A 15805-nucleotide genomic window follows, 5' to 3' on the forward strand; every position below is an offset into this window, starting at 1 on the left:
ACAGACGGCGTCGGCAAAGCCGTTAGTTGGAAGCGGTGTTCCAGGCGGGAGGGCAGCCGTCGAAGCGGCCGGCGTTGGTGATCGTCAGGCGTTGCTGGTTGAAGCGCAGCACCGGCTGCATCGAGCCGCGACCGTTGCCGGTGTAGAGATCGACGCGCTGGCCGCGGATCGCGCCGCCGGTGTCCGAGGCGTACCAGTAGCCGTCATGGATCGTGCCGTCGGCCATCCGCATGCCGACGGTCTCGCGGATGAACAGTTTGGTGCGGCGGGGAATGACACGCGGGTCGGTGGCCAGGGTGCGCATCGGGATCGGACGGCAGCCAAGCGAATCGTTGCCCGTCGCTCCGCCGCCGCCTGCGTGATAGAGGCTGGCGCGCGCGTTCCAGTCGGGATCTTCGGCCATCAAGGCGGCCTGTTCGGGGGTCAGATCTGCTGAAGCCTCGCTGGAACCGTCCGCGATGTCAGGGCTTACCGCTACCACGGGGTCGGCCGCGACGGCCGTCTCGTAGGGCACCGGATCTCCGGCTGGAAAAGCCGAAGCCCAAAGCATGGCGAACGCTGCGAGGGTGTTGAACACAGATCGAACTCATCGTGACACCGGTCCCCAGAAACGTACCGGCGGCAGGCTTGTCGTTCGGGCCTGTGGCGAGAATGTGTCGAATACCCCGCTGCGACCGTCTGTCCCCATGCGTGCATGGATCAGTCAACCGTTGCCTGAGATAAGCGGAACGGGGGTTGGGCAACGTCTGCAATCGCGATAGCAGTATAGCCTGATCAGAAATCCTTTGCTGGGGTGAGATGCTTACTGTTCACGGAGATATTCGCTCCGGCAACTGCTTGAAGGTCAAGTGGATGCTAGACGCGCTCGGGCGTGATTATCAATGGGTTGAGGTTGATATCATGTCGGGCGGGAGCCGGACGCCGGAATTTCTCCTGCGGAATCCGTTCGGTCAGGTCCCAACCCTGACGCTGGCAGACGGCCGGACCTGGCCCAGTCGAACGCCATCCTGCTGCACCTGGCCGACCAGACCGAATGGATACCGTTCTACGGCTTTGAACGCGCGAAGATGCTGGAGTGGCTGTTCTGGGAGCAATACAGCCACGAACCCTATGTCGCGGTGGCCCGGTTCCAGCGGGTCTATGCCGGCAAGACCGCGGGCGAAGTCGAGCCGCGCCTGCTCGAGCGGGGGCATGCGGCGCTGACGCGGATGGAAACGGCTCTGGCCGGGTCGGACTGGCTTGCGGGCGGGCAGAGAGCGACGCTCGCCGACCTCGCCCTGGTCGCCTATACGCGCGTCGCCGACGAAGGCGGGTTTGAGATGGGCGCCTATCCGAACGTCCGCGACTGGATCGGGCGTGTTGAGACGGCGTTCGGGATCAAGTGATCCTTCTCCCCTTGCGGGAGAAGGTGGCAGCCGAAGGCTAACGGATGAGGGGTCACGCAGGCGGATGAAGTGAAGCTCGAAGCGCGGATCTCTGGAGTCAGCACGACCCCTCATCCGACTTCGCTGCGCTCAGCCACCTTCTCCCGCAAGGGGGGAAGGGACGAGACTACTCCGGCCGACCACCGTCCGCCCACTCGGGCGTGAAGTCGCCGTCGGCCATGGCCTTGAGCGGTTCGACCAGGGACTGGATGGCGTTGGTCATGAAGGGGATGTCGAGGTTCTCGATCGTGTCCTCGGCCGTGTGATAGGTCGGGATGGTGGCCCAGCCCGAGATGGTGTGGGCTACGATGCCCTTCAGGGCCAGGGCGTAGTTGTCCGAGCGCTGGAAGAAATTCTGTTCCGGATAGGGGTCGGGCCCCACCAGGGCGCCGCGTTCCTTCATGGCCGCGCCGAAGTTGGAGCGCTCGAAGCCGGTCATCATCATCACCCCCGCAGGCAGTTGCGGATCCTGATCGCCGATCATCTCGATCTCCAGGTTGGCGGCGATGTCCTCCAGCGGGATCGGCGGGTGGTCGACGAAGTAGCGCGAGCCGAGCAGGCCGGCTTCTTCGGACCCATATGCGACGAACATGATGCTGCGTTCGTGCGGCCCCGAGGCGGCGAGGGCGTTGGCCAGCTCGATCACCGCCACCGTGCCGGAGGCATCGTCGTTGGCGCCGTGCATGACGACGCCGTCCGAGCGGACGCCGATGTGGTCGAGGTGGGCCGAGACCATCAGGACGCCGGCCGAAGGATCGCTTCCCTGCAACCAGCCGATGGCGTTGGAGGTGAAGCCTTGCTCCACCTCCGACGGACCGGGATCGTAGGAGGCTGTTCCGCCAGCGGACGCGAGACGGTCATAAGCCTCTGGCGCCATGACCAGGACGACCGGCCCGGCGCGCGGCGTGGCGTCGGCGAGGCGGATGACCGGATCGCGCGAGCCACCGTCGCCTGTGGCCGCGGCGAGCGCCTCCGTCCGGCGCAACAGGATCAGTTTCGCGCCGCTGCGCATGGCGGCGCCAAACAGGGCGCGCACTCCCGGACCCTCGGCCGGAGCAATCATCAGGGTCTCGCTGGCGCTGGGCAGGGCGGCCGGGTCGGCGGCGACTGTCACGGCGCCCGAGGCTGCGTTCAGCCCGCCCGTCAGGATGGCGAAGTCGGCGCCCTGGTTCAGGGTGCTTCCGCCGACAGTCACGGTCGCGGCGCCCGACGGCGTGGTCTTCACCACCGGGGCGCGCTGCACAAAGCCGGTCATTCCCGGAGCCCGGGTCAGGCCGGCGAGGCGGAACTGGGCGGTGACATAGGCGGCGGCGATGGCTTCGTCGCGCGTGGCGCTGCCCCGGCCCTGCAGTTCCTCCCCGGCCAGAAAGCCGATGTGGGCGGCGACCGCGTTCTGGTCGATGACCGACGTTTGTTGCGCCACCGCGGGCGCGGCGAGCAGGGCGATCAGAGAGACGGCGGCGAACGAGAGACGTTTCATGACGAGCCCCAAAAGAACAGGCGCAAGGCGTAGGGGGCTGGTCGGCTTGCCGTCAAGTCGGGTGGAGCTTCGGCCTGTCAGCCTCTAGGGTCCGCCGCATGAAGGATCATCTCGCGACGCCTCTCCCCGGCTATCCCGCTATCGACGACGCCGAGTGCCTGCGAAGGGCCGAACGTTTTCACGGGATCATGACCGGTCGCAGGACAGTGCGGGAATTCTCGGACCGGCCGGTCGACCGGGCGGTGGTGGAAAGGGCGATCCTGACGGCCGCCTCGGCTCCCTCAGGCGCCAATCACCAGCCGTGGTTCTTCTCCGTCATCGAAAGCCCCGAAGCCCGGGCGCGCATCCGCTCGGCGGCGGAGGCGGAGGAGCGCGACTTCTATGAGACGAAGGCGCCCCAGGAATGGCTGGACGCCCTGGCGCCGCTTGGCACCGATCCGGACAAGGGCTTTCTGGAGGTCGCGCCGGTCCTGATCGCCGTGTTCGGCCAGAAGCGCGGCGGGCCGCGCCCGGGTGACGCCAAGAAGAACTACTATGTCCCGGAGAGCGTTGGCATCGCCACCGGCTTCCTGATCGCAGCCCTGCATCACGCCGGCCTCGCGACCCTGACGCACACGCCCGCGCCGATGAGTTTCCTGTCTGAAATCTGCGGGCGGCCGGAGGGCGAGAAGCCCTTCCTGCTGCTGGTGGCGGGTCACCCGGCCGCCGATGCGACCGTGCCGCTGGCCGCACTGGACAAGAAGCCGCTGGACGCCGTCGCGGCGTGGATTTAACGGCGGGGCATCCCAGCCGGAGCCCCGCCATGAAGCGTCCTTCCCTCAAGCATCTGGCCCTCGTCGCCGCCGCCGCCCTGATCGTCGGAGCCGGCGGCGTCTTCACCGCCACCCGGGTCGACGCCTGGGGCGCGACCGGCCACCGCACCATCGGCGTCGCCGCCATGCGCGGCCTGTCCGACGAGCTGCCGGCCTTCCTGCGCAATCCGGGCGCCGTGGCCGAGGTCGGCGAACTGTCGCGCGAGCCCGACCGCACCAAGGGCGCCGGCCAGCCGCACGACCGCGAGCGCGACACGGCCCACTTCGTCGACCTGGACGACAACGGCCATGTCATGAACGCCTCGGGCCCGACCCTGTCGGAACTGCCCCAGCTGAAGAGTGAATACGACGCCCTGCTGGCCGCCTCGGGCATCGAGGTCAACGACGCCGGCTACCTGCCCTATGCGATCATGGACGGCTACCAGCAGCTGGCCCGCGACTTCGCCACCTGGCGCGTTCTGAACGCCGCCGAGGTCCGCGAGCTCGATCCTGGCAAGCGCGCCTGGTACCGCGAGGACCGCCTGCGCCGTGAGGCCCTCATCCTGCGCGACATCGGCTATCTGTCGCACTACGTCGGCGACGGCTCGCAGCCGCACCATATGTCGATCCACTACAACGGCTGGGGCGACTATCCGAACCCGGAGGGATTCACCAATGCGCGCAGCACCCACGGCGCGTTCGAGGGCGGGTTCATCCGTCGCAACACCCGGCTGGACGCGGTCGAGGCGGCGATGTCGGCGCCCAACCTCGAGGGCTTCGACCTGCGGGCGCGCACCGCGACCTACCTGAATGCGACCCTGGGCCAGGTCATTCCCTTCTACCGGCTGGAGAAGACCGGCGCCTTCGCCGCGGATGCGGAAGGCGCTGTTCTGGCGCCGGGCGCCGGGTTCGCCACGGCGCGTCTGGCGGCGGGCGCGGCCGAACTGCGCGACCTGATCACCCTGGCCTGGCGCGACGCGGGCACGCAGTCGATCGGCTGGCCGGCGGTCAAGGTGGCCGAGGTCGAGGCCGGCACGGCGGACCCGTGGCTGGCCATGATCGGCGAGGACTGATCCGGTTTGACCGAGCCCACGCCTCCCGTCGTCATCCTCGACCGGTCCCAGATGGCCGAGAACATCGGCGCGGTCGCGCGGGTGATGGCGAACTTCGGGCTCGATAAACTGCGGCTGGTCAGCCCGCGCGACGGATGGCCCCAGGATCGCGCCTGGCCCCTGGCCTCCGGGGCCGACTGGGTGCTGGACGGGGTTCAGGTGTTCGACAGCGTGGCCGCCGCCGTCGCCGACCTGACCACCGTCTTCGCCACCACCGCCCGCCCGCGCGAGACCCGCCAGCCGGTTCGGACGCCGCGCGAGGCCTCGCGCGTCCTGTATGATGACGTCGCCTCGGGTCTGGGCGTCGGCCTGCTGTTCGGCAGCGAGCGGGCCGGACTGGAGACGACCGACATCGCCCTGTGCCAGGGCATCGTCACCATCCCCATCGACCCCCGCCACCAGAGCCTGAACCTGGCCCAGGCCGTGGCGATCAACGCCTATGAGTGGCGCACCCTGGTGCTCGACGCCCCGCCGCCGAACTTCCGCGAGGGTGAGGCGCCGGCGTCAGGCGACCTTCAGCTCAGGATGTACGAACATCTGGAGCGCGAGCTCGACGCCGCCGGCTTCTTCCACCCGCCGGAGAAGTTCCGCTCCATGAGCCAGAACCTGCGCGTCATGCTGGGCCGTTCCGCTTTCAGCGCGCAGGAGGTCGCGACCTTCCGGGGCGTGATCACCGCCCTGTCCAAGGGTAGAGGACGGGTGCTGGAGCGGTTGGCCCGCACCCACAACGACAAGGACAAGACATGAAAACCCGCGCCGCCGTCGCCTTCGAGGCCAAACGTCCGCTGGAGATCGTCGAGGTCGATCTGGAGGGTCCACGCGCGGGCGAGGTCCTGATCGAGATCAAGGCGACCGGCATCTGCCACACCGACGCCTACACGCTGGACGGCCTGGACTCCGAGGGCATCTTCCCCTCGATCCTGGGGCACGAGGGCGCCGGCGTCGTCGTCGAGATCGGCCCGGGCGTGACCAGCGTCGCCGTCGGCGATCACGTCATCCCGCTGTACACGCCGGAATGCCGCCAGTGTAAGTCGTGCCTCAGCCGCAAGACCAACCTGTGCACCGCCATCCGTTCGACCCAGGGCAAGGGCGTCATGCCCGACGGCACCTCGCGCTTCAGCTACAAGGGTCAGGCCATCGCCCACTATATGGGCTGTTCAACCTTCTCGAACTACACGGTCCTGCCCGAGATCGCGGTGGCGAAGATCCGCAAGGACGCGCCGTTCGAGAGCGCCTGCTACGTCGGCTGCGGCGTGACCACGGGCGTCGGCGCAGTGGTCAACACGGCCAGGGTCGAGCCGGGCGCCAACGCCGTCGTCTTCGGCCTGGGCGGTATCGGTCTGAACGTCATCCAGGGGCTGAAGATGGTCGGGGCCGACATGATCGTCGGCGTGGACATCAATCCGGACAAGGAAGAGTGGGGCCGCCGGTTCGGGATGACCCATTTCGTCAATCCGAAGGACACGCCGGACGTCGTCGCCCATCTGGTCGAGCTGACCAACGGCGGGGCCGACTACACCTTCGACTGCACCGGCAACACCACGGTCATGCGTCAGGCGCTGGAGGCTTGCCACCGAGGCTGGGGCGAAAGCATCGTCATCGGCGTGGCCGAGTCCGGCAAGGAGATCGCCACCCGGCCGTTCCAGCTGGTGACGGGACGGGTCTGGCGCGGCTCCGCCTTCGGCGGTGCGCGCGGGCGGACGGACACACCCAAGATCGTCGACTGGTACATGGACGGCAAGATCGAGATCGACCCGATGATCACCCACACCCTGCCGCTGGAGCGGATCAACGAGGCCTTCGACCTGATGCATTCGGGCGAGAGCATCCGTTCGGTCGTGGTGTTCTAGGGCTTGCGTTGCCGAGATAGTTGTTTAAAAAAACTAACCTGACACCGGGAGAGGGAAAGCCATGTTCACCCATATGACTGTCGGCGCGAACGACATCGAGGCGTCGCGCCGGTTCTATGATGCGGCGCTCGGGGCGCTGGGGATCGATGCGTCGAACGGCCCGGACCCCAAGGGGCGGTTCTGGTGGCGTACACCGCGCGGGGCCTTTGCGGTCTGCAAGCCGATCGACGGCGAGGCGGCCTGCCACGCCAACGGCGGCACGATCGGGTTTGCGGCGAGGGATATGGAGGCGGTCGCCGCCTTTCATGTCGCCGGGATCGCGGCCGGCGGTACGGCCATCGAGGACCCGCCCGGCCCGCGCGAGGGCCCGTTCGGCACGCTGAACCTGGCCTATCTGCGCGACCCTGCGGGCAACAAGATCTGCGCCATGCACCGGGCCAGCTGAGCGTCTGGCGCGGATGCTAGCGGTATGCTATCATCCGCGCATGGCTCAGGTTCTCGTCCGCGATCTCGACGACGGCATCGTCGCCCGCCTGAAGGCGATGGCGAAGGCGCAGAACATTTCACTTGAGCAGAAATTCAGGGACATGGCAGCCCGGGAAGTCCTGGCGGTCGAGGAACGGTTCGAGGAAATCTCCCGGCGATCCCGTGAGCAAACGCGCGGCTCCAAACTGGATTCGACAGCCATGATCCGGGCAGACCGGGACCGGTGAGCGCGGTATTCGACGCCAGCGTCGTCGTGAAATGGTTCGTGGATGACCCGCTTGCCGCGGCGGTCCGCGACGCCCGGCTGGCGTTCAGGCCCGCCGTGGCGCCGGACCTCATGGTGATCGAGGTCGCCAATGCCCTGCGGCGCTACGTCGTTCGGGGCGAACTGCAGGCCGCCGCCGCCGAAGAGGATTTGTCGGTGATCAAGGAGGTGGTCGAGCTGTTTGACCACGCCCCGTTGCTGGACGAGGCCTTCTCTCTGGCCTGTCGGTTCAACCACTCGATGACGGACTGCCTCTACGCCGTGCTGGCAAGGCGTCTGAATCTGCCGTTGGTGACGGCCGACGGAAAACTCGCCCGAAAACTGGCGTCGCTGGATGGCCTTGACGTCCGGATGATCGGCTGATGACCCTTCAGACAATCAAGACCCACGCCGTCCACGGCGGCACCCTGCGTTACCTGCGGCACGACAGCGTTTCGACCGGCACGCCCATGACCCTGTCGGTCTTCGTTCCGCCGGGCGAGGGCCCGTTCCCGGTGCTGATCTGGCTGTCGGGCCTGACCTGTACCGAGGACAATTTCACCACCAAGGCCGGAGCATACGCCTCCGCTGCGGAACATGGCTTGATTGTCGTCGCCCCCGACACCTCGCCGCGCGGAGAGGGTGTGGCCGACGACCCGGCCTATGACCTGGGCCAGGGCGCGGGCTTCTATATCGATGCGACGCAACCGCCCTGGGCGCCGCATTTCCGCATGGAAACCTATGTCGTCGAGGAACTAATCGCCTTGATCGACGTCGAGTTTCCGACGACGGGCACGCGGGCGATCAGCGGCCACTCGATGGGCGGACACGGGGCGCTGACCCTGGCGCTGCGTCATCCGGAGCTGTTCCGATCCGTCTCGGCCTTCGCTCCCATTTCGTCGCCGACGCGCTGTCCCTGGGGCGAGAAGGCCTTGACGGCCTACCTGGGCGAAGACCGAGTCGAATGGGCCAAATACGACGCCGCTATTCTGATCGAGGCCGGTATCGCGCGCGGACATTTCGACAACATCCTGATCGACCAGGGTGACGCCGACCCCTTCCTGGTCGAACAGCTGAAGCCCGAGTTGCTGACTGCGGCGGGTGAGGCGGCGGGGCAGGCGATCTGCCTGCGGATGCAGCCGGGCTACGACCACTCCTACTTCTTCATGGCCAGCTTCATCGCCGACCATGTCGCCTTCCATGCGGAAAGACTGAAACGATGACTGACGCGACCTATGACGACCTGTTCGCCGCCCTGTGCAACGAACTGGGCCACTGCCTGCACGACAAGGGTCAGAAGAAGGTGATCGCCGCCCTGCCGTCGGGGCTGGATGCGGCGGTGAAGGTGGTGCTGGAGGCCGACGGGGTCGATTTCCTCAACGCGCCGGGCAGCCTGAAGCGGGCGGTGCGGGACTGCCTGAAGGCCAATCTCCCGGCGGAGGCCGTCTAGACGGGAAATGGCGTGATCGCGCCGGAGCAGAGACGATCTTCGACCCGATCATGGATTTTGCACCGCAGCCGGCGACGGTTTCGCAGCGTATCGTGCAGTGCGTCGGCGACGCACAGGATCTGGTCGTCTGCCATGAATTCGCCCGCGTAGAGAAGTTCATGTCGCAGGGCGTCAGGCGCGTGCTGGCTGAGTTTGGGCGGGGCGCAGGCGGGCGGGGCGTAGGCGAATGTCTGTCCCATCGGGTGACCTCTCCTTCCACACGGATCAAAGTTCGCGGGGAATAGCCGTTCCCCGGAAAGATGCTTGAGCGGCCGGCGAGACGCGGGGAGCGGTGGCGAGGCGGCGGGCGAGGTACGGCCCCGGGCCAAGTCGTTCGGCTGGCGGCGTCGGAGACCCGGGGTCTGCCGCGGGCCCGTTCTCTGTATCGGTATCGGGTGTGCGAGGCTTCTTGTCGAACATCGCAAGACAAGATGCGATCGCGGTAAGAAATTTGACGCCATTCATGGACATCGGGACGATTTTTCGTTCGTCGTTCTCTTTTGAGTTTGGATAAAAGATGAGATGTGCCTCCCGGGATATACCCGTTCGGAAGAACAACTGTTGAGGAATACCATTGTTCCGTCTCTTGTTTCCGGCATCGTATGCATGCAGGCTGTTTTTCTCTGCCCAAGCCTTTGGTGGCGGACACTGGACGCCTACATACATGTCACCGATACATCGAAAACAAGGAGCCTCTCCCCATGGCCTTCACCCTGCCGCCGCTGCCCTACGCCTATGATGCGCTGGAGCCCGCCATCGACTCCGAGACGATGACCTTCCACCACGACAAGCATCACCAGGCCTATGTCGACAACCTGAACAAGGCCGTCGACGCCGATGCGAGCCTGCAGGGCAAGTCGCTGGAAGATCTGTTCGCCTCGATCTCGACCGCGCCCAAGGCCGTACGCAACAACGGCGGCGGTCACTGGAACCACGCCCTGTTCTGGGAGCTGCTGGCCCCCGCCGGTCAGGGCGGCGAGCCCTCGGCCGAGCTGGCCGCCGCGATTGATCGCGACCTCGGCGGACTCGACAAGTTCAAGGATGACTTCAACGCCGCCGGCGCCGGCCAGTTCGGCTCGGGCTGGGCCTGGCTGATCGTTCAGGACGGCAAGCTGAAGGTCACGTCCACCCCGAACCAGGACAACCCCCTGATGGACGTCGCCGAACAGAAGGGCGCGGTCGTCCTGGGCGCCGATGTCTGGGAACACGCCTACTATCTGAAATACCAGAACCGTCGTCCGGAATACCTCAAGGCCTTCTGGACCGTGGTGAACTGGAACAAGGCCAACGCACTGTTCTCGGCCGCCTCGACCTGACCTGGCAGTTCTGCAACAGGCGGCGGGCCGTGAAAAAGCTTCACGGTTCGCCGTCTGGCGCCTTGCGCGCGCCGACCTATCTGAGCTGAGCCGTTCGCCCGCCCCGAGGATATCATGACCGCCCAGTTCAAGCTCGCCGCCGCCCTGATCCTGTCGGGCCTGATCCTCGCCGGATGCCAGAAGCCCGCCGAGAAGGCCGATGCGCCCGCTGCTCCGGCCGCGCAGCCGGTCGCCAGTGTCGACGTCTATCCCTTCGCCATAGGCACGCTGCAGGCGGTCGCGCTGAAGGACGGGGACCTGACGCTGGACAACGTGGTCGGCTCCAGCCCCTGGAGCGACACGGCCGGTGTCGCCGAAGCGTTGCGTCCGACGGGCGATGCGAAGATCCATCTGTCGATCCAGCCGCTGCTGATCCGGGGCGACGACAAGGTCGTGCTGATCGATACCGGCGCGGGCGGCGGGATGGGCACGGCCAACAAGCTGCCGGCCTCGCTGGCGGCGGCCGGGGTCCAGCCGGCCCAGGTGACCGACATCCTGATTTCCCACGGCCATGGCGACCACGTCGGCGGTCTGGTCTCCAACGGCGTCCTCGCGTTCCCGAACGCCACGATCCGCATGAGCGCCGCCGAATGGACCGCGCTGCAGGCCGACGCCGCAGTGGCTGCCCTGATCCCGATCATCACGCCCAGGGTCGAGGCCTTCGAGCCCGGCGCCCAGGTGACGCCCTCGATCACCGCCGTCGCGCTGCAGGGCCACACGGCCGGCCACACCGGCTATGAGATCGTCTCCGGCCAGGACCGGCTACTGTATCTGGGCGACGCCCTGCACAGTTCGATCATCTCGGTCGAGCGGCCCGAGTATGTGAACCAGTGGGACTTCGATTCCGACGCCGCCATCGCGACGCGGCTGGCGGTGCTGGGGCGGGGGGCGACGCAGTCCCTGCGCGTCTATGGCGTCCACTTCCCCTACCCGGGCCTGGGCAAGTTCCAGCGCCGGGCGGACGGCTTCATCTGGGTTCCGGAAACACCGGCCCAGCCTTGACTCCATAGGGTGGGGAACGCATAAGCCGCCCCTTCACGCGCCTGACCCTGGTCCGGCGCGCGAATTCACTACGGACGATGCGTGGACCGCCGTTGAGATCGTCCCTCCATTCGCGGGGGGGCCGGGCCGCATCATTTAAAAGAGAACACAATGTCGAAGCGCCATAGCGCCAAGTATAAAATCGATCGGGCCATGGGTGAGAACCTGTGGGGCCGCGCCAAGTCGCCGGTCAACAAGCGTTCCTACGGTCCCGGCCAGCACGGCCAGCGCCGCAAGTCCAAGGTTTCCGACTTCGGCCTGCAGCTGAAGGCCAAGCAGAAGCTCAAGGGCTACTACGCCAACCTGACGGAAAAGCAGTTCCGCAAGACCTATGACGAGGCCGCTCGCCGTAAGGGCAACACCTCGGAAATCCTGATCGGCCTGCTGGAAGCCCGTCTGGACGCTACGGTCTATCGCGCCAAGTTCGTGCCGACCCCCTGGGCAGCCCGTCAGTTCGTCAACCACGGCCACGTCACCGTCAACGGCAAGAAGGTGAACATCGCTTCGTATCGCCTGCGCGTCGGCGACGTCGTCGAGGTCAAGGAAAAGTCCCGCAACATGGCGCTGGTGCTCGAAGCCCAGCAGTCCGGCGAGCGCGACATCCCCGACTACCTGGAACTGGGCGACCGCGGCTTCTCGGTCCGCTTCGTCCGCTTCCCCGAACTGGCCGACGTGCCGTTCGCGGTGAAGATGGAGCCGAACCTGGTCGTCGAATACTACTCGTCCTGATCGCAACGCGATCTGGACTGGAAAGGCCCCGGAGAAATCCGGGGCCTTTTTCGTTCGCGGATTACGGACTGTTCACTTGCCGTCGGACGTAAAGCACGCTTTCCATGTCGCTTCCACGGGGAGAGGCATGATGGATCGCAGACAGGTGCTGGCCGCAGGCATGGCCATGGGGGCCTTGCCGGGCTTGAGCTGGGCACAGGCGCTCGAGCCCGCGTGGATCAAGCTGCCGACCGAGCCCTATCGCGGCAAGCAGGACGACGTGGTCTTCGTTAACGCCCTGACCGGCTGGTACGGCAACGGCGCGGGCAAGCTGTTCAAGACGACGGACGGCGGCCAGAGCTGGACGCAGATCCTGGACAGGCCCGGCACCTTTGTGCGGGCGGTCGGCTTCGTCGACGCCGACCTGGGGTTCCTGGGCAATATCGGGCCGGACTATTTTCCCGGCGTGACGGATGCGACGCCGCTTTATCGGACCCGGGATGGCGGCGCGTCGTGGGATGCAGTGACGATCGAGGGGCCGGCGGTGACCGGCATCTGCGCCATCGATGTGCACAAGGCATCGTTCATCAACGCCGGTGTTCTCGGCCATCGGGTCACGATCCGCGCGGGCGGACGGGTCGGAGGCCCGGCTCTGCTGGCCACCTCGCGCGACGGCGGCGAGGCCTGGACCTCGGAGGATCTGTCGGCCCTGACGGCGATGATCCTGGACGTGCATTTCGTCGACGAACGGATCGGCTTCATCTGCGGCGCGTCGGACACCAATGTCGAACAGTCCCACGCGGTGATCCTGCGGACAGCTGACGGCGGCCGGACCTGGGCACGGGTCTATGAGGGCTCACGGCCGTTCGAACTGACGTGGAAGATGGCCTTCCCCACCGAGAGCACCGGCTATGTGACGTTGCAGAGCTACAATCCGGATACGACCGTGTCGCAGCGGGTCTTCGCCAAGACCACTGACGGCGGCCTGACATGGTCGGAACTGCCGCTGATCGACAATGCAGCGGTCCGCGAATTCGGCATCGGCTTCGTGGACGAGAATCGCGGCTGGATCGGCGCAGTTCCAAACGGGTTCGAGACCCGGGACGGCGGGGCGACCTGGGCCCCGGTCGCCATGGGTCTGGCGGTCAACAAGGTCCGGATCGTACCAAACGGGGACGGGGTGGCCGTGTTCGGCATCGGGGTCGAGTTGCATCGGCTCGACCTGCCGGGGTGACCGGCTCGCCGGATCCGCGAAATTCAGGTGCGAAAAGGGCCGAATTGGGGGATGGTGGTGCTCAAGGTTGTTCAAGGACCCGGGACATGGTGCCCATCCGCACATTCGCACTGATCGCGTCAGCCGCGTTGGCGACGTCCGGCTGCGCTTGGTTCCAGCGAGATACGCCGGTGCAGACGGCTGCCATGCCGGGCCAGATCGAGCCGATCCATGCCGCCGCAATCACACGCGACCTCGCCGTCTTCTGGGTCAGCTCGAACGGCTGCACCGACAAGTCCGACCTGCGGCCGGTCGTGGACCACATGGGCGCCGACTCGACCATCACCCTGCGCCGCATCGAACAGGACGATTGCGAGACCCCGATCGCCGACGGCATCGAACTGATCTGGTCGTTCGAGGAACTGGGCCTGGTCCCCGGCTCGCGGGTGTCGATCAACAATCCCTACCAGCTGCCGTCGACCATCCCGACGACCTAGGTCGCGGTGCCGCTCGCGCTGAGGGAGGGGTTCTGGACGGCCGCGAGCTGGCTGTGGATCACAGAGATGACGACGCCGTGGCCCGGGCTTTCGACCTGGATGCGGGCCTGAAGCTGTTTGGCCAGGGCCTCGACGATGCTGGTGCCCAGGCCGGGCGTTGCGCTCGCCGCGTCCTTCGGCATGCCGACGCCGTCGTCGCGAACCGTGAGGGTCCAGTTGGGCCCGTGGCTGCTATAGCCCACCACGATCTTGCCGGAGCGGCCGCCGGGGAAGGCGTGCTTCAGGGCGTTGATCACCAGTTCCGTCACGATCAGACCCAGGCTGACCGAAACATCTGCACTGGTCGAGCTGTCGTCTGCCTCGACCCGCAGCGACACACGCGTGGGGTCGTGGATCATCGACGCGCCTATGCTCTTGCACAGCTGGGTAAAATAGGGGGCCAGTTCGACCTCGCCGAGACGTGACGTCGCCAACTGCTGCTGCAGGGCGGCGACCGACATGACGCGGCTATGCGCATCCTTCAGATGGACGCGGGTCTCGTCGGAGTTCGTCTTCCTGGCGCTCTGCAGGATGACGCTGGCGATGATCTGCAGGCTGTTGGCGACCCGGTGCTGCAGTTCCTGCAGCAGGATGGCCTTTTCGCGCAGCAGGTCGTCCTTCTGCTTTTCGCCCTCGCGGGCAGCGGTGACGTCCTCGACGGTCAGCAGAAGACGAACCGGGGCGCCGTCTGAGTAGGCGAGCCGCTGGGCGTTGACGACCAGCGTGCGCCCGCCGCTGCGCGGACCTTTCAGATCCATCTCATAGGCCTCGACAGCGGCATCGCCCGCAGCCGTGGCCTCCAGCAGCACCTGCAACTGCGGCCTGTTCCACTCGCCCGTGCCGACCTCGCCCAGAAACCGGTCGACGACGCGTTCGGCGTCGATGTCGAACGTCCGGCAGAAAGAGGCGCTGACGGCGATCACCTTCAGCCCCTGATCCAGAAGCAACAGAGGGGGCCTGGAGGAACCGACGACGGCAAGAGCCAGGCTCAAAGGACCATCGGGATGCAGAGGCGGGTGGGCAGCCATCGCTGACCCTTTAGGTGATCTGGAGGCTCACGAAGCGAAAGCCGTACCCAGCCGAGTTTTGAGGATAGATCCAGGGGTCGATTTTCTGAAATCGTCCCACGAAAAAATGAGCTCTACCATGGGCGTCGTGTTGCAGACGACTAAAAAGGGCTGGTTCGTCTAGACAACGCGCGGTTCGCCAAGGTGAAGCTTGGGCGAATATTGCTCTTCGGTCAGCGACGCTCGAAGGTTGGCAGCATGTCTGCGGGAATGCGCGTCGGGCGCATTGAGACTGCATCGACCAGACACCATTCCGAAACGCCCTGGGCGCACAGCCGACCCTCGCCGTCCTCGATGCGGACGTAACGGGCGAAGCGCGGACCTTGCGGATCGCCGACCCAGGTGCGGGCCACGGCGGTGTCGTCGGGCATCAGGGGGCGCAGATAGTCGATCTCGTGCCTCAGGGCGACCCAGGACCATTTCGCCCGCGTCGCCTCGTCGAACCGGGCGTTCCAGTGTGTCGTGCCCGCCTCCTGCAGCCAGCCGACGTAGACGACGTTGTTGACGTGGCCGTTGTCGTCGATGTGGTCCGGACGGATCTCCAGCGGGACCTCGAACACCTCGCGGTCCTTGCGCGGCGTCAGGGTCTGGCGGGCCAAGGCTTACGCCTTGCCGAGAGGAACGCCCTTTTCGACCATCAGGGCGGTCAGTTCGCCGGCCTGGAACATCTCGCGCACGATGTCCGAACCGCCGACGAATTCGCCCTTCACATAGAGCTGGGGGATGGTCGGCCAGTCGGTGAAGGCCTTGATGCCGTCGCGCAGGCCGTCGTCCTGAAGCACATCGACGCCGACGAAAGGCGCGCCGACATGGTCAAGAATCTGGACGGCCAGCGAGGAGAAGCCGCAACGCGGGCTGTCGGGCGTGCCCTTCATGAACAGGACGACGTCGTTCTGGGCCACGGTCCGGGCGATGAAGGCCTGGGCCGGATCGGCGGCGGTATCGAGGGCTTGTTCGGACACAGGGAGACGCCTTTCGTTGAAGGCGTCAGCTAGGGACGGCGGGGGCG

Annotated in this window: 21 protein-coding genes and 1 pseudogene; 16 read left to right on the forward strand and 6 right to left on the reverse strand. The window is 66.4% G+C overall.

Features of this window, described 5'->3' with window-relative positions; translation table 11 throughout:
- Window positions 1–22: 22 nt before the first annotated feature.
- Window positions 23–514 (reverse strand): 3D domain-containing protein, encoded by a 492-nt coding sequence (locus tag ACP7A5_RS00915; RefSeq protein ID WP_426040156.1) that lies wholly within the window; start codon window positions 512–514, stop codon window positions 23–25.
- 338 nt (window positions 515–852) lie between these two features.
- Between ACP7A5_RS00915 and ACP7A5_RS00920 the strand changes: the two are divergent.
- A pseudogene (locus ACP7A5_RS00920) lies at window positions 853–927 on the forward strand (glutathione S-transferase family protein); the annotation flags it as partial.
- A gap of 140 nt (window positions 928–1067) precedes the next feature.
- On the forward strand, window positions 1068–1385 hold the full coding sequence (locus ACP7A5_RS00925; RefSeq protein ID WP_426040157.1) for a glutathione S-transferase C-terminal domain-containing protein: 318 nt from the start codon (window positions 1068–1070) through the stop codon (window positions 1383–1385).
- A 166-nt stretch (window positions 1386–1551) separates the two neighbouring features.
- On the opposite strand, the gene ACP7A5_RS00930 is transcribed toward ACP7A5_RS00925, so the two are convergent.
- Window positions 1552–2904, reverse strand: a complete 1353-nt coding sequence (locus tag ACP7A5_RS00930; RefSeq protein ID WP_426040158.1) for a M28 family metallopeptidase — start codon at window positions 2902–2904, stop codon at window positions 1552–1554.
- Between the two features lie 98 nt (window positions 2905–3002).
- On the opposite strand from ACP7A5_RS00930, the gene ACP7A5_RS00935 reads away from it, so the two are divergent.
- From ACP7A5_RS00935 to ACP7A5_RS00975, 9 genes are all read left to right on the forward strand, one after another.
- Window positions 3003–3677, forward strand: a complete 675-nt coding sequence (locus tag ACP7A5_RS00935) for a nitroreductase family protein (protein ID WP_426040159.1) — start codon at window positions 3003–3005, stop codon at window positions 3675–3677.
- 29 nt (window positions 3678–3706) lie between these two features.
- On the forward strand, window positions 3707–4768 hold the full coding sequence (locus tag ACP7A5_RS00940; protein ID WP_426040160.1) for a S1/P1 Nuclease: 1062 nt from the start codon (window positions 3707–3709) through the stop codon (window positions 4766–4768).
- Between the two features lie 6 nt (window positions 4769–4774).
- Window positions 4775–5554, forward strand: a complete 780-nt coding sequence (locus ACP7A5_RS00945) for an RNA methyltransferase (protein ID WP_426040161.1) — start codon at window positions 4775–4777, stop codon at window positions 5552–5554.
- Entirely contained in the window at window positions 5551–6657 is a 1107-nt protein-coding gene (locus ACP7A5_RS00950) for an S-(hydroxymethyl)glutathione dehydrogenase/class III alcohol dehydrogenase (RefSeq protein WP_426040162.1), read from the forward strand. The genes ACP7A5_RS00945 and ACP7A5_RS00950 overlap by 4 nt, the downstream gene beginning before the upstream one ends.
- A gap of 61 nt (window positions 6658–6718) precedes the next feature.
- Window positions 6719–7102, forward strand: a complete 384-nt coding sequence (locus tag ACP7A5_RS00955; protein WP_426040163.1) for a VOC family protein — start codon at window positions 6719–6721, stop codon at window positions 7100–7102.
- A gap of 40 nt (window positions 7103–7142) precedes the next feature.
- Window positions 7143–7370 (forward strand): FitA-like ribbon-helix-helix domain-containing protein, encoded by a 228-nt coding sequence (locus tag ACP7A5_RS00960; RefSeq protein WP_426040164.1) that lies wholly within the window; start codon window positions 7143–7145, stop codon window positions 7368–7370.
- Complete coding sequence (locus tag ACP7A5_RS00965; RefSeq protein WP_426040165.1) at window positions 7367–7771, forward strand: type II toxin-antitoxin system VapC family toxin; 405 nt, start codon at window positions 7367–7369, stop codon at window positions 7769–7771. Before ACP7A5_RS00960 ends, ACP7A5_RS00965 begins: the two co-directional genes overlap by 4 nt.
- The gene (gene fghA, locus ACP7A5_RS00970; protein ID WP_426040166.1) at window positions 7771–8610 is read left to right on the forward strand and encodes an S-formylglutathione hydrolase; all 840 of its coding nucleotides are present in this window, start codon (window positions 7771–7773) and stop codon (window positions 8608–8610) included. The genes ACP7A5_RS00965 and fghA overlap by 1 nt, the downstream gene beginning before the upstream one ends.
- On the forward strand, window positions 8607–8837 hold the full coding sequence (locus ACP7A5_RS00975; protein WP_426040167.1) for a hypothetical protein: 231 nt from the start codon (window positions 8607–8609) through the stop codon (window positions 8835–8837). The genes fghA and ACP7A5_RS00975 overlap by 4 nt, the downstream gene beginning before the upstream one ends.
- Here the strand turns inward: ACP7A5_RS00975 and ACP7A5_RS00980 are convergent.
- Window positions 8834–9076, reverse strand: coding sequence for a hypothetical protein (locus ACP7A5_RS00980; protein ID WP_426040168.1), 243 nt, complete (start codon window positions 9074–9076; stop codon window positions 8834–8836). The genes ACP7A5_RS00975 and ACP7A5_RS00980 overlap by 4 nt on opposite strands.
- Window positions 9077–9577: 501 nt before the next feature.
- Here ACP7A5_RS00980 and ACP7A5_RS00985 point away from each other — a divergent pair.
- The 5 genes from ACP7A5_RS00985 (at window position 9578) to ACP7A5_RS01005 (ending at window position 13690) form a co-directional block, all read left to right on the forward strand.
- A complete protein-coding gene (locus ACP7A5_RS00985) occupies window positions 9578–10192 on the forward strand; it encodes a superoxide dismutase (protein ID WP_426040169.1) in 615 nt (204 codons plus the stop codon).
- Between the two features lie 114 nt (window positions 10193–10306).
- Window positions 10307–11233, forward strand: a complete 927-nt coding sequence (locus ACP7A5_RS00990; protein ID WP_426040170.1) for an MBL fold metallo-hydrolase — start codon at window positions 10307–10309, stop codon at window positions 11231–11233.
- Between the two features lie 150 nt (window positions 11234–11383).
- Window positions 11384–12001 (forward strand): 30S ribosomal protein S4, encoded by a 618-nt coding sequence (gene rpsD / locus ACP7A5_RS00995; protein ID WP_292152148.1) that lies wholly within the window; start codon window positions 11384–11386, stop codon window positions 11999–12001.
- Between the two features lie 127 nt (window positions 12002–12128).
- Window positions 12129–13214, forward strand: coding sequence for a WD40/YVTN/BNR-like repeat-containing protein (locus tag ACP7A5_RS01000; RefSeq protein WP_426040171.1), 1086 nt, complete (start codon window positions 12129–12131; stop codon window positions 13212–13214).
- An 86-nt stretch (window positions 13215–13300) separates the two neighbouring features.
- The gene (locus ACP7A5_RS01005) at window positions 13301–13690 is read left to right on the forward strand and encodes a hypothetical protein (RefSeq protein ID WP_426040172.1); all 390 of its coding nucleotides are present in this window, start codon (window positions 13301–13303) and stop codon (window positions 13688–13690) included.
- Here ACP7A5_RS01005 and ACP7A5_RS01010 read toward each other — a convergent pair.
- The 3 genes from ACP7A5_RS01010 to grxD form a co-directional block, all read right to left on the reverse strand.
- Complete coding sequence (locus tag ACP7A5_RS01010; protein WP_426040173.1) at window positions 13687–14757, reverse strand: sensor histidine kinase; 1071 nt, start codon at window positions 14755–14757, stop codon at window positions 13687–13689. The genes ACP7A5_RS01005 and ACP7A5_RS01010 overlap by 4 nt on opposite strands.
- A gap of 212 nt (window positions 14758–14969) precedes the next feature.
- The gene (locus ACP7A5_RS01015; protein WP_426040174.1) at window positions 14970–15395 is read right to left on the reverse strand and encodes an acyl-CoA thioesterase; all 426 of its coding nucleotides are present in this window, start codon (window positions 15393–15395) and stop codon (window positions 14970–14972) included.
- A 3-nt stretch (window positions 15396–15398) separates the two neighbouring features.
- On the reverse strand, window positions 15399–15758 hold the full coding sequence (gene grxD, locus ACP7A5_RS01020) for a Grx4 family monothiol glutaredoxin (RefSeq protein WP_426040175.1): 360 nt from the start codon (window positions 15756–15758) through the stop codon (window positions 15399–15401).
- Window positions 15759–15805: the final 47 nt, after the last annotated feature.

Origin of the sequence: Brevundimonas sp. TWP2-3-4b1, from assembly GCF_049897665.1 — a bacterium.
GTDB lineage: Bacteria > Pseudomonadota > Alphaproteobacteria > Caulobacterales > Caulobacteraceae > Brevundimonas > Brevundimonas subvibrioides_B.

Coding starts and splice junctions, on each gene's coding strand:
- ACP7A5_RS00940 (WP_426040160.1), top strand. CDS start 3,707: ATGAAGCGTCCTTCCCTCAAGCATCTGGCCCTCGTCGCCGCCGCCGCC.
- ACP7A5_RS00975 (WP_426040167.1), top strand. CDS start 8,607: ATGACTGACGCGACCTATGACGACCTGTTCGCCGCCCTGTGCAACGAA.
- ACP7A5_RS00985 (WP_426040169.1), top strand. CDS start 9,578: ATGGCCTTCACCCTGCCGCCGCTGCCCTACGCCTATGATGCGCTGGAG.
- ACP7A5_RS01010 (WP_426040173.1), bottom strand. CDS start 14,757: ATGGCTGCCCACCCGCCTCTGCATCCCGATGGTCCTTTGAGCCTGGCT.
- ACP7A5_RS00935 (WP_426040159.1), top strand. CDS start 3,003: ATGAAGGATCATCTCGCGACGCCTCTCCCCGGCTATCCCGCTATCGAC.
- ACP7A5_RS00990 (WP_426040170.1), top strand. CDS start 10,307: ATGACCGCCCAGTTCAAGCTCGCCGCCGCCCTGATCCTGTCGGGCCTG.
- ACP7A5_RS00960 (WP_426040164.1), top strand. CDS start 7,143: ATGGCTCAGGTTCTCGTCCGCGATCTCGACGACGGCATCGTCGCCCGC.
- ACP7A5_RS00955 (WP_426040163.1), top strand. CDS start 6,719: ATGTTCACCCATATGACTGTCGGCGCGAACGACATCGAGGCGTCGCGC.
- ACP7A5_RS00930 (WP_426040158.1), bottom strand. CDS start 2,904: ATGAAACGTCTCTCGTTCGCCGCCGTCTCTCTGATCGCCCTGCTCGCC.
- fghA (WP_426040166.1), top strand. CDS start 7,771: ATGACCCTTCAGACAATCAAGACCCACGCCGTCCACGGCGGCACCCTG.
- ACP7A5_RS00950 (WP_426040162.1), top strand. CDS start 5,551: ATGAAAACCCGCGCCGCCGTCGCCTTCGAGGCCAAACGTCCGCTGGAG.
- ACP7A5_RS01005 (WP_426040172.1), top strand. CDS start 13,301: ATGGTGCCCATCCGCACATTCGCACTGATCGCGTCAGCCGCGTTGGCG.
- ACP7A5_RS00925 (WP_426040157.1), top strand. CDS start 1,068: ATGCTGGAGTGGCTGTTCTGGGAGCAATACAGCCACGAACCCTATGTC.
- rpsD (WP_292152148.1), top strand. CDS start 11,384: ATGTCGAAGCGCCATAGCGCCAAGTATAAAATCGATCGGGCCATGGGT.
- ACP7A5_RS00980 (WP_426040168.1), bottom strand. CDS start 9,076: ATGGGACAGACATTCGCCTACGCCCCGCCCGCCTGCGCCCCGCCCAAA.
- ACP7A5_RS01000 (WP_426040171.1), top strand. CDS start 12,129: ATGATGGATCGCAGACAGGTGCTGGCCGCAGGCATGGCCATGGGGGCC.